Annotated in this window: 12 protein-coding genes and 1 riboswitch; of the genes, 8 read left to right on the plus strand and 4 right to left on the minus strand. The window is 40.0% G+C overall.

The features are described 5' to 3' along the window. Positions 1-4 precede the first annotated feature (4 nt). Positions 5-1,213, minus strand: a complete 1,209-nt coding sequence (locus tag FBD94_RS02520; protein ID WP_136878948.1) for a glycoside hydrolase family 88 protein — start codon at positions 1,211-1,213, stop codon at positions 5-7. 190 nt (positions 1,214-1,403) lie between these two features. Here FBD94_RS02520 and FBD94_RS02525 point away from each other — a divergent pair, with 190 nt between their 5' ends. The 6 genes from FBD94_RS02525 to FBD94_RS02550 all read left to right on the plus strand — a co-directional run bounded on the left by FBD94_RS02525 (position 1,404) and on the right by FBD94_RS02550 (position 10,523). Beyond that, the gene (locus FBD94_RS02525) at positions 1,404-1,739 is read left to right on the plus strand and encodes a hypothetical protein (RefSeq protein WP_136878949.1); all 336 of its coding nucleotides are present in this window, start codon (positions 1,404-1,406) and stop codon (positions 1,737-1,739) included. Between the two features lie 151 nt (positions 1,740-1,890). Beyond that, positions 1,891-2,487 (plus strand): RNA polymerase sigma factor, encoded by a 597-nt coding sequence (locus tag FBD94_RS02530; RefSeq protein WP_136878950.1) that lies wholly within the window; start codon positions 1,891-1,893, stop codon positions 2,485-2,487. A gap of 57 nt (positions 2,488-2,544) precedes the next feature. Beyond that, positions 2,545-3,471, plus strand: coding sequence for a FecR family protein (locus FBD94_RS02535; protein WP_136878951.1), 927 nt, complete (start codon positions 2,545-2,547; stop codon positions 3,469-3,471). Positions 3,472-3,591: 120 nt separating this feature from the next. Next, positions 3,592-7,080, plus strand: a complete 3,489-nt coding sequence (locus FBD94_RS02540; protein ID WP_225874789.1) for a SusC/RagA family TonB-linked outer membrane protein — start codon at positions 3,592-3,594, stop codon at positions 7,078-7,080. A 34-nt stretch (positions 7,081-7,114) separates the two neighbouring features. Beyond that, positions 7,115-8,647 carry a SusD/RagB family nutrient-binding outer membrane lipoprotein gene (locus FBD94_RS02545; RefSeq protein ID WP_131611029.1) on the plus strand — a complete coding sequence of 511 codons (1,533 nt, stop codon included), beginning with the start codon at positions 7,115-7,117 and terminating at the stop codon, positions 8,645-8,647. 25 nt (positions 8,648-8,672) lie between these two features. Beyond that, positions 8,673-10,523, plus strand: coding sequence for an alkaline phosphatase (locus tag FBD94_RS02550; protein ID WP_225874788.1), 1,851 nt, complete (start codon positions 8,673-8,675; stop codon positions 10,521-10,523). Positions 10,524-10,601: 78 nt separating this feature from the next. Here FBD94_RS02550 and FBD94_RS02555 read toward each other — a convergent pair whose 3' ends face one another. Beyond that, a complete protein-coding gene (locus FBD94_RS02555) occupies positions 10,602-11,999 on the minus strand; it encodes a DUF3943 domain-containing protein (RefSeq protein ID WP_131611028.1) in 1,398 nt (465 codons plus the stop codon). 150 nt (positions 12,000-12,149) lie between these two features. Between FBD94_RS02555 and FBD94_RS02560 the strand changes: the two genes are divergently transcribed. After that, positions 12,150-12,662 carry a GNAT family N-acetyltransferase gene (locus FBD94_RS02560; RefSeq protein ID WP_205945313.1) on the plus strand — a complete coding sequence of 171 codons (513 nt, stop codon included), beginning with the start codon at positions 12,150-12,152 and terminating at the stop codon, positions 12,660-12,662. Positions 12,663-12,679: 17 nt separating this feature from the next. On the opposite strand, the gene FBD94_RS02565 is transcribed toward FBD94_RS02560, so the two are convergent. Both FBD94_RS02565 and FBD94_RS02570 read right to left on the minus strand, forming a co-directional pair. Then, positions 12,680-12,949 carry a hypothetical protein gene (locus FBD94_RS02565; RefSeq protein ID WP_131611027.1) on the minus strand — a complete coding sequence of 90 codons (270 nt, stop codon included), beginning with the start codon at positions 12,947-12,949 and terminating at the stop codon, positions 12,680-12,682. 18 nt (positions 12,950-12,967) lie between these two features. Next, the gene (locus FBD94_RS02570) at positions 12,968-13,630 is read right to left on the minus strand and encodes an HAD family hydrolase (RefSeq protein WP_131611026.1); all 663 of its coding nucleotides are present in this window, start codon (positions 13,628-13,630) and stop codon (positions 12,968-12,970) included. Positions 13,631-13,814: 184 nt separating this feature from the next. Continuing rightward, positions 13,815-13,914, plus strand: a riboswitch (SAM riboswitch). 59 nt (positions 13,915-13,973) lie between these two features. Here FBD94_RS02570 and FBD94_RS02575 point away from each other — a divergent pair. Further along, positions 13,974-15,134 carry a cysteine desulfurase family protein gene (locus FBD94_RS02575; RefSeq protein WP_136878952.1) on the plus strand — a complete coding sequence of 387 codons (1,161 nt, stop codon included), beginning with the start codon at positions 13,974-13,976 and terminating at the stop codon, positions 15,132-15,134. Positions 15,135-15,136: the final 2 nt, after the last annotated feature.

Genomic DNA, 15,136 nt, shown 5'->3' on the forward strand with positions numbered 1-15,136 from the left:
TTTTCTAAATTTTTGAAAGATCTATTTTTTTAATGTTGGCATATCTTTTTAATGCTTCCAGATAATAGTAATCGGCATAATCTAATGGCGTATCAATTTCAGAGTTGTAAAGAAAGGCACCTACACTGTGTTTTAAGATAAATAATCCATTCTCACCCGGTTTGGCCAAATAAGCAGGAGAAGATAGTGTTTTGAGTATGTCTTCAGCATAGTCTACATATTTTTTACCATCCTTTACCTGAGTGCTTAACTCCAGCAAAGCTGATGCGATAACCGCTGCGGCCGAAGCATCTCTTGGTGCGCGTTCATCCACATCCAATGCATTGTGCACATCAAAATCCCAAACTGGAATTTTATCCTTAGGCATACGTGGATGGTTCATGATAAAAGCAGCAATCAATTCAGCCTGATCCAGGAATTTTTGGTCTTTAGTGTTTTCATAACACATGGCATAGCCATAAAGTCCCCATGCTTGTCCGCGTGCCCAAGCCGATTCGTCGGTAACTCCCTGGTGTGTCGCCTTGCGCAGTATATTTCCTGTTTCAGGATCATAATCTACCACATGGTATGTGCTATGGTCTTTTCTAAAGTGGTTTTTTATGGTTGTAATGGCATGGGTACTCGCTGCTGCTGTATATGCAGGTTTGTTAAATTCCTTTGCGCTCCAGTACAAATATTCAAGGTTAATCATGTTATCGATGATTACCGGGAAATGCCATTGCGGAAAATCCCATGAGCGGATAGCACCAACTTTGGGACTAAATCTGTCAAAAAGGTGCTTTGCGCCGTCAGATAATGCAGGTAGATAAGTTTTGTCACCAGTAATGCGGTAAGCATTGCCGTATGAGCAATACAACATAAAGCCTAAATCATGAGTATGGGTTAGGTAGCGGACAGAATCTAAAGCCAGGGTAAAGCTTTTTGCCTTTTCGGCTAGTTTTTTATTTCCTGTCAGCTCATATCCATACCATAATGAACCTGGGAAAAAACCGGTAGTCCAATCTTTATAAGGAGCAAGCCTAACCGTACCATCTGGATTCACCGAACGGGGATTTTGGCCTGGTTTATAAGTTTTTGACGCTTTGTTTAATTGATAGCTAATTACATTGGCACTAGTCTTTATCCACTTCAAAGAGGTGTCTTGCCCGGATTGGGCAAAGCTGTTTAAAGCAAGGGTTGAAGCCGCTAAAAGCATGCTGAAAGTTTTTCTCATCGTTCAATCTTTTCTGATAATAGGTTTTATTGCTTGTAAGAGTGAAGGTAGGAGAGAATGTGAAAACGGACTTTCGAATATCTCCAGAAATAGTTTGAAATTGATGAATTTTAGCTGTTAAATTCGTTTTCATCAAATAATATCAGATATTACTGAGCAAATAATAAATTAAATACATAAAATCGTAATTATGAAAAAAGGAGCCTTGTTATTCGGGTTGATGTTGGCAGCAACTACAATTTTTGCTCAGGACAAACCTAAAGGTATGAAAGTACGGAGAGATTCAGTTTTTACTGTGATGAAGCTTAGTGATGAAAATAAACAAAAAATGCACGATGCGATATCTGAAAGCAGTAAAGCACAAAAGGCAATTAAAGATGATGCAACATTAACTGACGAACAAAAAAAGGAAAAAGTTACTGCAGTCAGGAAAGAGATGTCTGCCAAAGAAAAAGCGATCATGACGCCTGAGCAAGCTCAAATCTGGAAAGATTTTAACATATCTATAAGAAAACCTAAGCAATAATAATCTGGTTGTCCTTGATTAAATAAATATCGTAAAAGCCGGTTCTTATCTGCAAAAATATTTCTGCAGATAAGGACCGGCTTTTATACGCTAATCTCATCCTTTTTTTGATCTTAACCTTAGCTTAACAACCGAGCTATACCTTTGAGGCATGTATAATGCCATTGATACTGATGATAATTTACTTCTTGGTTTGCAAAAAGGAGATCAGTCGGCCTTTAAGGTTTTATATGAGCGGTATTGGAAAGAAGTGTACAATATGGTATACCGAAGGATACGTGATGAAGAGGCCACTAAAGATATTGTCCAGAATATCTTTGTAAACCTATGGACTTCAAGAAAGGCCGTTACCATAGAAAGTACCCTTGCTCCGTATTTAAATACCGCCGCAAAAAACAGAACCATTAGTTTTTACAAAAAGAACCTGGCCGACTTTTCCAGGAATAGTATTTTTCAGGATGATCAACTACAACATTCCATTGAGCACAACCTGGAAGCTAACGAGCTGAAAGCATTCTTTAATAAAGAAATTGAAAATATGCCTGATACCATGCGAAAGGCATTTGTGCTGAGCAGAGAGGAAAATAAGTCTATTCGTGAAATTGCTTCCGAGCTTTCGCTATCAGAGCAGACTATAAAAAACAACATTTCTCAGGCATTAGAAAGGCTCAAAAAGAAAACAAAAAGGTTTTATTCCGATCCTACAAACCTCGCCGCACTATTTACAATTGCCTTAACAAAACTTTAACCTATACATAACCCGCGCTTAAAGTACTTTTTGACTTTGGCGATGATGAGTTAGTATATGGGTAAGACAAATAGCCGCTTCAAAAAAGACATAGACCAACAGGCCATAACCTGGTTCCATCAGACAGACGACAAGATTCCCTTTGATGCTTTCGGAGATGTAGATAAAGAAAACAGGATCAAAGATGAAATCTTCGATCTGGTACGTCAGAAAATAAATCCCCATAAAAGTTTTAAGCTGTTTTTTATAAGAGCTGCGGCGGCCATATTACTTATCGCTTCAATAGGTGTTGCCTTATACCGAGCTAACGATACAGTCGGATTAAACAAAAACCAGGTCTGGATGACCTATACCAGCAAAGCTGGCGAGACAAAAACCATAACACTTACAGACCGGTCGGTTATAACTTTACGCCCCGGAACAAAGTTATACGTCCCTGCAACATTTACCACCTCTAATAAACGCATAGTGAAACTGGAAGGTGGTGAAGCTTACTTTTCAATTGCAAGAAATCCTGAACGCCCATTTGTTGTTCAATCCGGACAAATTTCAACACAGGTATTAGGTACGGCATTTAACATTAAAAATAAAGCGGATTTAACTGAGGTCGAAGTGGCCGTTTCGCACGGGAAAGTGCAGGTAAATAACAAAGATCATCGTCTGGCTTATCTCAGCAAAGGGGAGCTTATCAGGTTTAATACCAAATCAGGCACCTTTAAACTGGATAGCATCAATACCAATTATGTAGCTGCATGGAACAAGTCGACTATGGACCTTGACAACGTATCCTTTAAAGAACTGGGCTATATTTTTAACAGCTGTTACGGCATTGAACTGCTAGCACCCGATGCGGGGATAGCAGAATTGAGATACACCTTCAGCATTAGCAAAACGGACAATGCCCAGCGCATCTTAAAAATCATAGCAAAAATTCACGGACTTCATACAAGAACTGAAAATGGAAAAGTAATACTGTATCGATGAAAAAGAAGCTACTGTTATTGGAATTAACAGCAGCCTCTAAATAGGATGCCTAGGGCATCACTATTAAAAAATCAATTACTCAATGTTTTAATCAAAAATAGAAAAACAAATTATATACTGATGAAAAAAATTATACATACCGTATTAAAAACATCAACTGTAATGGGCTTCTGTGTGTTATTTCTCTTTTTAACCACAAGTCAGCTTTATGCAAAAAAATTATTCAGTCTGGGTATTTTAAAACAAAGGATCTCTATTTCCTTCGATAAAGAAAATCTGGAAACCGCAATTCAGAAAATTAAAAATAAAACAGGATTAAATTTTGCCTACGATCCAGCTTCGCTTAACCTTAAAAAAGCTGAAGTTAGCAATGCAGCCTTTAGAGATGAGCCATTGGAGTATGTTCTGCACAAATTGCTAACACCATATGCCATTTCGTATCAGGAATATGAGAATTCAATTGTGCTGGCGAAAAGTAAAAACATTACTGGTGTAGTAACCGACGCCAACACAAAAGGAACAATTCCAGGGGTAAGCATTAGGGTTAAAGGCAGTACATTGGGTACCGTAACGGATAACAAAGGGCATTACCAGTTGACGGTTCCTGATGAAAATGCAGTATTGGTATTTGCTTTCGTAGGATATGCATCTAAAGAGATCACTGTTGGCGCTCGTCAAGTGGTTAATATTGCCTTGTCTGAAAACGACAATAAACTGAATGAAGTGATGGTAACTGCTTTGGGAATTACCCGTGAGGCCAAATCCATAGGTTTCTCTGCCCAAAAAGTAGATGGAAATCTGTTGCAGGAATCACATGAAACCAACCTCCTGAATACGCTTAGTGGTAGAGTAGCCGGCGTACAGATCACCAATTCATCAGGTGGGGTAGGCGCTTCGGCCAACATCCAGATCCGTGGACAAAACTTCGTAAGTGGTTACAATTATAACAACTCGCCACTTTTTGTGGTGGATGGAGTACCGGTAAGTAACAACAACGAACAATCTACCCGTGCTTATACAGGTAGACAAGATTATAACAATCCAAACTTAACGAATGGCGAGGGCGAAGTGGATTACGGTAATGCTGCCGGAGAGATTGATCCTAATGATATTGAATCCATTACCGTATTAAAAGGTCCAAATGCTGCGGCATTATACGGATCTAGAGCAGCCAACGGGGTGGTGCTCATCACTACAAAATCTGGTAAAGGCACTAAAGGTGTTGGCATCTCTTTTAACTCGCAGGCGAGCTATGAATCTCCGTTGAAATTACCTGATTATCAATATAAATATGGTCAGGGTCGCGATGGTCAGTATGCGTATGTAGACGGAATGGGCGGTGGGACCAATGATAACATTATGGAAAACTGGGGCCCTGCTATGAATGGACAACTGATTCCGCAGTTTGATTCACCAATAGATCCGATCACAGGAAAACGTATCCCTACTCCCTTTGTGGCATATCCTAATCAATTGAAAGACTTCTTTGTTACCGGACAAACTTATACGAATAACTTGTCTATTGCCTCGAGTAATGATAAATTGAATTTCCGTTTGTCGTATACCAATGCCGAACAAACCGGTATTGTAGAAAATACAGGTTTAAGTCGTAATACTTTGGGTTTAAATTCGGGTTATAACATTACCCCGAAACTGAAGGTCGATGTAAACATGAATTACATCAATACAGCCAGTGACAATAGGACCAGTTATGGTGCTAAGAATGATGATGCCATCATGAAGATTTTCTTGTACATGCCCAGAAACGTGAATGTAGAAAGTTTGAAAAATTATTGGTTGCCGGGATCTTCAAATACGATACAAAATACACCGATCTATAGTCCAAATGGTTCAAGATTGAACAACCCTTACTTTGTAGCCCATGAAAACCTGAACGGCAATAACCGCGACAGGGTATATGGCAACGTAAAGCTGAGTTACGATTTTATGCCGAATTTAAAATTGATGGTAAGGACAGGTCGCGATTTTTATAACGACAAACGTACCATGAGACATGCTACCTCTACGGCTCAATTTGTAAATGGATATTACCAGGAGGATGACGTGTATTTCCTGGAGACCAACCATGATTTTTTACTATCCTACGATACTAAATTTAGTAGCGATTTTACCTTTAATGCGAACGCGGGTGGTAACTTGCTAACCCAGAAATCTAAGCGACTGGGGGCTATTGCGGGTAGATTGGCCATTCCTAACGTATACAACTTGTCTAACAATGCCATTCCAATTGTAGCTGGTAATACTTATCAGGAAAAAAAGATCAACTCTATTTATGCGACTACGCAGTTGGGTTATAAAAACATGGTGTTTTTGGATTTAACAGGTAGAAATGACTGGTCTAGTGCTTTACCAAAAAAGAACAATTCTTATTTCTATCCATCCGCATCATTGAGTGTGGTGGCATCAGAGTTATTTAACCTGACTAGTCCGGTTGTAAGTTTTCTAAAATTAAGAGGAAGTGTATCTTCTGTACGTAGGGATTTAGAGCCTTACCAAACGGCATCAAACTTCCAGATCGCTCAGGGATGGAATGGCGAAACGGTGGCGGTTCACAACAACAATTACCCGAATGCGGATATCCGCCCGGAAAAGGTAGACTCTTATGAGTTTGGTTTCGATTCCCGCTTTTTAAATAACCGTATTGGTTTGGATGTGACTTACTACAAAAGTACCACAACTGATTTGATCATTCCTGTTACCTTAAACCCTTCGGCGGGTTACGATACGAAGCTGATGAATGTGGGTAAAATGAATAATCAGGGACTAGAGGTGATGCTGAATGCCAGCCCGGTTAAGTTAAAGGATTTTAGCTGGGATATGTCGGTTAACTTTGCCATGAATCGCAATAAAGTGATCTCTTTGGCTGAAAACATCGGGATCTCCCGCATCCGCCAGTTAGAGCGTTGGGCATCGCTTGAATTGCGTACCCTAAATACCAAAGGTGACGGCTCTTTTGGCTCTTTATATGGTGATTACCTGATTTACAATAATGCAGGTTTAACGCACAAAAATGGTTTACCACAAGAAGAAAATGGCGACTGGGCTTTCATCGGTAATGTAAACCCTGATTACACCGCCGGAATTACCAATAATTTTAGGTACAAAAAACTGTCGCTAAGTGTATTGTTTAGCATGCAAAAAGGTGGCGTAGTGCACTCACGTACTTATATAGAGGGTATTAACGCAGGTAGCTTAAAAGAATCTCTGGTAAATCGCGATGCGAATGGTGCCGGAAACATGATTGGAGGTGGTACGGATATAGACACTGGCAATCCAAATAAAACCGAAGTAACGGTAAGAAACTATTGGCGTGCTTACTATAACAATGATGCCATTGCCACTTTTGATGCTTCTTATGTAAAACTAAGAGAGGTAAAGCTAAGCTATGCATTGCCAACTTCATTGTTGCGTAAAATAGCAGTAAAAACTGGTTCTATCTCTGCTGTGGGGCGTAACCTCTTGCTTTGGTCTGATGTGCCAAATATTGATCCTGAAGTTTCGGCCTATGACGGTCAATTTCAAGGTGTAGAGGCAATGTCCCTTCCTTCGTTAAGAAGCATTGGTTTTGCGCTTAATCTTAATTTCTAATCCTTTTAAATCAAATTCTATAAACATATAGCAAATGAAGAAATTCTCGATAATAACAGGTGCTATGCTCGTATTGCTGAGCTCTTGTGGTAAGTTTGAAGAAATAAATGTGAATCCTAACAATCCGGCTACGGTTCCAGCGGAAATGCTGTTGCCTCCAATTATTGCCAGTGCAGCAAACGCGATGAGCAGTAGCGGTACACGTGCCGGGCAATATGTACAACACTTGGCCTGGCTGGGTGGCACTAGTGAAGAGGATGGCCGATACAACCTGACCGGTGCTTCTTTCCGGGAAGAATGGAATGGTCCGATGCGTTTAATTAAAGATGTGAATCAGCTGAAGGAGATTGGTGCTAAAAGCAACTTGCCTCAATACGTTGCGGTGGCTTCCATTCTTAAAGTGTATATCCTTTCCTTAATGACTGATGCCTACGGTGATATTCCTTACAATGAGGCTGGTATGGGTAATGTGAGCGGAATGGAATTTGCACACTATCAAGCGCAGCAGGAAGTGTATGGACTGATGCTAAGGGATTTGGAATCTGCGAATCAACAATTGAAAAATCTGCCTGCAGGAACTACCGTAAAACGGGATATCCTGTTTAATGGGAGTACCAACCGCTGGAGGAAATTTGCCAATTCAATAAAGTTGCGTATCCTGATGAGACAATCCGCTAAAATAGATGTTAAGGCTGCTGTAGCCGCTATATTTAACAATCCAACAGAATATCCTGTTTTTGAAGGTAATAGCGACCAGGCTACATTGATTTATAACAACGGTACAGATTTGTACTATTGGTTTATCCAGAATCCTCCGGTTGATGGTAGTGGCGTAGATTTTGGTAGCAATACCAGGGTAAGTGACGTGATGGTGAACCTATTGAAAAGCAAGAATGACCCCAGACTGACTATTTTTGCTGCACCAACCAAAAATTCTTATCTCGCTAACGTAGCTAATCCAGCCACGCCTTTGGCTTATAGAGGTCAGCGCGCTGGATTGAGTAATGCTGAGCAAAAGGCTGATTACACCAATACTGGACTGAACAAAGATGATTACTCTGTAATTGGTAAAAGAATCCGTAAAGAAAACCGTGCTTTTCTAATGACCTACACGGAACTGATGCTACTGAAAGCCGAAGCCATACAACGTAATATGGGGGTGAATGGAACAGTGGCAGAAGTTTACCTGGCAGCAGTGAAGGCTTCCCTGGAAAAATGGCCGGCATTAGGTTCAGCAACGCAATCAGAGATGCCATTTATCTCTGAAGAACAGAAAAAGGCTTATCTGGATCAGCCATCGGCAGCACTTTCTACTACAGCTCCATTACAACAAATTGCCGAGCAATTATGGATAGACACTTATCTGAATGGTTTTGAAGGATGGGCTGGATGGAGAAGATTGGGATACCCTCAATTGGTTCCTGGCCCTTCTGTCTTATCACCAATACCTGTACGTTACGTATATTCGGATAATGAGCAGAATAACCCTAACTTGATTCTTTGGGTTCAACAAAATATGGGCGGTAAAATGCCGACGCACAACACTAAAGTTTGGTTTCAGCCTTAATAGCTGATCAATAAGAACAATGAAGATGATGAACAAAAGAACGAATACGATACGGACAGCAATTTTTTGCCTGATGGTACTGGGAATGGGGACAGTTACCTATGCACAACAATATGAGGTGGGCAAAAATGCCCATTCTCATAATGATTACTTGCAAAGTCAGCCTTTTTATGCCGCACATGGCAATCATTTTGCCTCGATGGAAATCGATGTTTTTCTGGAAGGGAATGAATTGTATGTGGCGCATCACAAAAAAGATATCGACCCTAAGCATACGATAGAAAGCTTGTATATAGAACCGCTTTTGAGACAGATTAAGCTGAATGGCAACAATAAAGCGTATAAAGATGGGGGAAAATTACAGTTTATGATCGACTTAAAAACTGCTGGCCTACCTACTTTAAGATGTCTGGAGGCTAAATTAAAGCCTATTCGCGAGTATTTTGATGTGAAAAATAATCCAGATGCAATAAAGCTGGTGATTAGCGGGGCTGCACCTGCTGCAGATCAATTTAAAGATTTTGATGAGATCTTTTTCTTTGATGGGAAACGCAATACTCCGTACACGAAGGAGCAGTTGACACGGGTGGCCTTTTTTAGTGCAAGCCTTCAAGAGTTTAGCAAATGGAACGGTTTAGGTAGGATGGTAGCACCGGATTCTTTGAAAACAAAGAATTTTGTGGACTCGGTACATCGTGTTGGTAAACCGGTGCGTTTTTGGGGTAACCCAGATACAAAAACTTGCTGGCAGGCTTTTATTAAAATGGGTGTGGATTATTTGAATACAGATTCGCCAGCAGAAATGGCGAAGTTTCTGAATAATTATCCAAGTAATAATTATACTGCAACTTCAAAGCACAGCATTTACCAGCCTACTTATAAGAGTGACAACGGAAAGGTTAAGCCTAAAAACGTGATTTTGCTGATTAGCGATGGATCTGGATTCTCCTCTTTTTGGGCTGCAGCAACTGCTAATGGTGGGTATTTGAATGCAACAAATATCAAGCATGTAGGTTTTTCAAATACCTCTGCTGCGAATGATTACACTACAGACTCTGCAGCTGGCGGTAGCGCCATGTCGATAGGCGAAAAAACCAATAATCGCTATATCGGGATGGACGTTAATGGTAAGGAGGTGCCGAATTTGCCGGAGCGACTGGCTAAAATAGGTGTCCGTTCGGGCATTGTAAGTAATGACCGTGTGACCGGGGCTACACCTTCAACTTTTTTTGCGCATAGAACCGAGCGTGATCAGAGTGATAGCATCGCTGCTGATCTGAGCCGAAGCCCTGCCGCACTGGTTATTGCCGGCTACCATGATGCTTTTGGCGCGAACAATGATGCCATTTTAAACCGTGTTAAAGCAGGTGGCTTTGAAGTGTATAAAGGTGTTGGTAACCTCCCTAAAGAGGCTAAAAATAAGAAAATACTTTGTTTTGATACCGATCGCCCTGAAGAGAATTACAGGATGATTGAACATGCTTTTGATGAGAGCTTAAAACTGTTATCTAGCGACAATAAGAAAGGATTTTTTCTGATGGTTGAAGGTGCAAAGATTGACCAGGGTGGGCATAGCAATAAACTAAAGATCACCATTGATGAGTACCTGAGTTTTGACCGAGTGATCGGTAAAGCCCTACAATTTGCTGATAAAAATGGCGAAACGCTGGTTATTATCACTTCAGATCACGAAACTGGTGGCTTAATTGTATTGGATGGTAATTATAAAACGGGAACAGTGGTGAGTACCTATACTACTACTGACCATACTGGCTTGCCAGTTCCATTATTGAGCTATGGTCCTGGAGCCGATAGGTTTACCGGATTTCTGCAAAATTTCGAGATTCCTAATAAGGTTTTAGAATTGTTAAAATAAGAATTCAGGTATTACCTGTTTGCTAAAGGTGTCCAAGTATGGGCACCTTTTTTGTTTCTAACAATCATTAGGCTATCGCTATTGAATACTAATGTTATATTTCACAGCGACTTTTAAATACGGATAGGTTCTGGTTACCCGTTCGTTGCTTTTATAATTTTCCCTTAAGACAAAATATCCGGGTTCAGTGCAAAAAGAAAGATTATGGAGAAACCGATATCTCAACTCGCCAGAAAGACTTTGTAAGAAAAAGCTGGATGTATTTCCATTCCAGGTATAAAAGAACCCGTTGTTATAGGTCATGCCATAAAAGAAAATATTATTGATATTGATTTCAGCATTGGCATTAAAGCCAAACCCGGAGCAATAATCGTAGTTTCTACGGTTGAATATATACTTCTCGGGAATGGCTGCCAGCAATATTGGGCCAACACCTACGGAAGTATTCATCCTGTTTTTACGTTTTACACCAAATTCTGAGTATAAACTGAATTTAATACTTTGTCCGCTGTAAGAAAAAGCTTGATTAAAAATGTAGTCGTAATTAGCAGTCAGGACTATGATATGTCTGGAGTAGTTGCTTCTACCAACCGGCCATCCTTTGATGGAACCAAAAAGGTTGATTGAGTTTACAAAAGTGCTATCGTCTTTTCCAACCTCCGCATTAACGGTGATGGTGCTAAAGGGGATTTTATAATTCTCGAAGGGACTACCATATAATAATTTGATACGGCCATATCCTCTAAAGCGGGTATTTCGATCGTTCATGTTAAAATTCCTTAGACCTGCATCGATCTCTAAATCTATTTTTGAAGAATCCATATCCATTGGGTCTGGTATTTTCCCCCATTTTCCGTCCAGGAGTCGGTTAAATCCATTGCCTGGATTAATCAATAGGGCCATGGTTTCATTAACCTGCCTTCTGAAACCTCTACTGCGGTTATTAATTAATTTTCCCGCCAGGCGGTGAACCATTTCGCCAATAATAGCGCCACCGAAAGAGGTATTTAGGAAGTCGTTTGTTGATGGTGCCTGATTTTCTCCGAAAGTCTCCCAAATGTAACTGCCCGCAACTGTAGCTGGAATGGATTGCCAAAAGCTGTAGCCGTTAGAGCGGAAAGTATTAAAAAATATGCTGCCATGAGCGGGGTGGCTCAATTGATTGGTGGCAAATCCATCAATGTCGCATGCCCAGCTGCTGGGCCTTAAGTTATTCCCCATGCTTTTGAAGCTGATTTTAGCAAAGTCAGCATTATCTATATGTCTGTCGTAGATCCATGGTAGTACTTCTGTAGCTGAGAGTAGCAACGCGGCACGGGCAAACCTTTTTTGAACAGGGTTTTCTGTGATTGGCCCTCTGGCTAGAGAATCTCTATGATAATGTTGATTATAAAATGAAATTTGAGCAAAAATAGGGGCAGAAATACATAGAAAAATGAGGAGCAGTATCGTTTTGAAATGAAGGTTCCCTATCATGGTCAAGCAACAAGTATTGCAAAAATTGTAACACCCGAATGCGCAGTTTGTTTGTTCAATATTGGAACATCTGTGACCCTAAAATATTTTATTTCTGTAGCTGTTATAGTTTATCAAAGCTGCATAGATTTGTAAGAAACAAATAAGGAGATGATGGAAGTTATAAAAAGTACCGATCAAGATATAGACGCGATATTTGAATTGTATGATGCCGCTACGGCGTACCAAAAAGTAGTTGGATCAATCAATTGGTTGGGATTTGAAAGGGCTATGGTAGCACAGACAATCAAAGATGACCTTCAGTGGCAGATTGTTGTAGATGGGGAGATGGCCTGTGTATTTACTTTAACTTTAAGTGATCCTCTGATTTGGGAAGAAAAAGATAAAGACCCTGCAGTATATATACACCGCATTGCTACCAATCCTAAATTTAGAGGAATGCATTTTGTAAAGCATATCGTAGGATGGGTTAAAAATTATGCAGTGGAAAAGCAAAAATCCTATATCAGAATGGATACAGGAGCAGGGAATGAGAAGCTGAATAATTATTATGTGAGCTGTGGTTTCACTTACCTCGGCGTAACAAAATTAACCAATACTGTTGGTTTGCCTTTGCACTATGCGAAAGGAACATTCAGTTTATTTGAGATTAAGTTGAACTAGCGACGCTTTTTCAGAAGCTAGTCTTCGTCTTCTTCCAGATAGATTTCGTGCACTAAAAATTTTACGTGTTTTAAAGGTTCTAAAAGCTCGGTAATGTCTTCTGAATCGATATGGTAAATCGTTTCACCAGCGTCAGGGATTTCGGAGTTGGGGACTAGCTCGAAAAATTTAACGGGTAAGTCGGTCACCAGCTCAACCAATTTGATATAATCTACACCATTGTCTTTCCAATCCTTAAGGATTTGTGCGTTAAATTGGACGTAAGGATTTTTGTTTTCATCTTCCATGGTAAGTAGTAGCTGGTATTATGAATTGAAAAGTTCAATGATCTTATTGTAAGATAAGTCGGTGTAATCGTCGATGTATAAATTACAAGGAGGTAGTTCTTCTTTGGTATGAGAGCTAAGTACGCCAACCACACGCATTCCGGCATTTAAGGCCGCTGTGATACCCGAAAAGGAATCTTCAAATACCAGACATTGATCAGGAGTTACACTTAGATTTTCGGCCGACTTCAGGTATACCTCTGGATCTGGCTTGTGTTTTTTCACATCTTCGCTGGCCATGATCGAACCCAGTTTTTCGCGGATGTCAATTTTGCTCAGAATCAATTCCAGGTTGGCATAAGGAGCTGAAGTGGCTACACCTAGTTTTACACCATTTTGCTTTAAATCCGACATAAATTCCACAATCCCCGTGATTGGCTCAACATAAGGCTCGTAAATTTTGCGGAACAATCCCTCTTTTTCCTGTTCCATTTCCAATAGCTCGGCTCCGGCAACGGGACGTTTAAAAAAGTGACTTAAGATATAACTATTGCTTTTACCAAACATGTGTTCGGCAAATTCTTCATCAGTAGGGGCTAAATCTCTTGCGGCAAAAAACTCACGAAAGGCAAGGGAGTGGTAAGGATTTGTGTGGCAAATTACGCCATCCATATCAAATATAACTGCAATCTCATTGTTCATTAGGCAAATTTAACGAAGTTTCTTCGTATTGCAGCATATAAATAAAGCCAGACCATCCAGTCTGGCCTTATTTTGAACAAAACTTAGAGATGTACCATATATCTAAAGTTTTGGCTAAGATAAAATATATTCTACTAAATAAGTAGTATTTATGAAAAAAGTATACTATTTTTGTAGTCTATTACACTTATCCAGAAAGACTGAGGGAAAAGGCCCTTTGAAGTCTTGGCAACCTGTACATTACAAGGTGCTAACTCCTTCCATTTTTAATGGAAAGATAAGATCGTTTCAGCTCAATGCTATCCGGATAAGTGTTATTTATTTAAATAAAACAAGAACGGATATGAGAATCTATTTAGACAATGCAGCCACCACACCATTAAGTAAAGCAGTTTTCCAGGCCATCGAGCCTTATTTTTTTGAAAATTATGGTAATCCTTCCTCCACACATTACCTGGGGCGGCAAACACGTGCTGCCATTGCCCAGTCCCGCACGCTAATTGCTGATATTTTGAACACCAGTCCCGAGCATATTGTATTCACTTCTGGTGGAACAGAGGCCGACAATACTGCAATTTTATCAGGTATCAGGAGTAATGGGATTAAACTGGCCATCACCACACATTTTGAACATCATGCGGTATTAAAGACCTTAAAAGTATTGGAACGTAATGGGGAGATTAGGTTGGTTTATCTAAAACACGATGAAAAAGGAAACCTGTCCATTTCTCACCTTGACCAGTTGTTGGCGGCAAATGAAAGGGCTTTTGTTTCCGTAATGCATGGAAACAATGAAATTGGTAACCTCAATGCTATCGATGAAATCGCGAATGTTTGTAGCCATTATGATGCAATTTTTCATTCCGATACAGTACAAACAATGGGACAATATACCTATGATACACAAAAACTTAAAGCAGATTTTCTGGTCGGTTCAGCGCATAAGTTTCATGGCCCCAAAGGAATAGGTTTTTTGTATAAGCGGTCTAAGGACCCATTGTTATCATTTATAAATGGTGGTGCTCAGGAGCAAGGTCAGCGTAGCGGAACTGAAAATGTAGCGGGTATAGTTGGGTTGGCAAAGGCACTGGAATTGGCGCATAGCAACAGATCTTTCAATGAAAATTACATTAGCAATTTGAAGGAAAGGATGATTTATAAACTCAATAATAAAATTCCTGGGATAAAATTTAATGGAAATTGTAGGGATAAGGCCATAAGTTTATCTACTATTTTAAGTGTATCGGTTCCAGAAAACGAGGTGTCACCCTTGGTATACCTGGACCAACATCGCATTTGTGCTTCTGGAGGCAGTGCCTGCAACAGCAGGTCGGGTAAAGCTTCTCATGTGTTAAGTGCTTTGGGGTCGGAGGCAGATAGTACAACGATCAGGTTCTCATTTAGCCGTTACAATACAACAGAAGAAATAGATTATGCTGCAGATAAGCTGGCTGATCTTTTTACTAAAGAGATTGTTAATGAAATCGCTACTGTCTGGCCATAAAA

Origin of the sequence: Pedobacter hiemivivus (assembly GCF_005144565.1) — a bacterium.
In the GTDB taxonomy this organism is placed as follows: Bacteria; Bacteroidota; Bacteroidia; order Sphingobacteriales; family Sphingobacteriaceae; genus Pedobacter; species Pedobacter hiemivivus.

Excerpts from the sequence above, each read along its gene's own strand:
- FBD94_RS02520 (WP_136878948.1), bottom strand. The coding sequence starts at position 1,213 with ATGAGAAAAACTTTCAGCATGCTTTTAGCGGCTTCAACCCTTGCTTTA.
- FBD94_RS02525 (WP_136878949.1), top strand. The coding sequence starts at position 1,404 with ATGAAAAAAGGAGCCTTGTTATTCGGGTTGATGTTGGCAGCAACTACA.
- FBD94_RS02530 (WP_136878950.1), top strand. The coding sequence starts at position 1,891 with ATGTATAATGCCATTGATACTGATGATAATTTACTTCTTGGTTTGCAA.
- FBD94_RS02535 (WP_136878951.1), top strand. The coding sequence starts at position 2,545 with ATGGGTAAGACAAATAGCCGCTTCAAAAAAGACATAGACCAACAGGCC.
- FBD94_RS02540 (WP_225874789.1), top strand. The coding sequence starts at position 3,592 with ATGAAAAAAATTATACATACCGTATTAAAAACATCAACTGTAATGGGC.
- FBD94_RS02545 (WP_131611029.1), top strand. The coding sequence starts at position 7,115 with ATGAAGAAATTCTCGATAATAACAGGTGCTATGCTCGTATTGCTGAGC.
- FBD94_RS02550 (WP_225874788.1), top strand. The coding sequence starts at position 8,673 with ATGATGAACAAAAGAACGAATACGATACGGACAGCAATTTTTTGCCTG.
- FBD94_RS02555 (WP_131611028.1), bottom strand. The coding sequence starts at position 11,999 with ATGATAGGGAACCTTCATTTCAAAACGATACTGCTCCTCATTTTTCTA.
- FBD94_RS02560 (WP_205945313.1), top strand. The coding sequence starts at position 12,150 with ATGATGGAAGTTATAAAAAGTACCGATCAAGATATAGACGCGATATTT.
- FBD94_RS02565 (WP_131611027.1), bottom strand. The coding sequence starts at position 12,949 with ATGGAAGATGAAAACAAAAATCCTTACGTCCAATTTAACGCACAAATC.
- FBD94_RS02570 (WP_131611026.1), bottom strand. The coding sequence starts at position 13,630 with ATGAACAATGAGATTGCAGTTATATTTGATATGGATGGCGTAATTTGC.
- FBD94_RS02575 (WP_136878952.1), top strand. The coding sequence starts at position 13,974 with ATGAGAATCTATTTAGACAATGCAGCCACCACACCATTAAGTAAAGCA.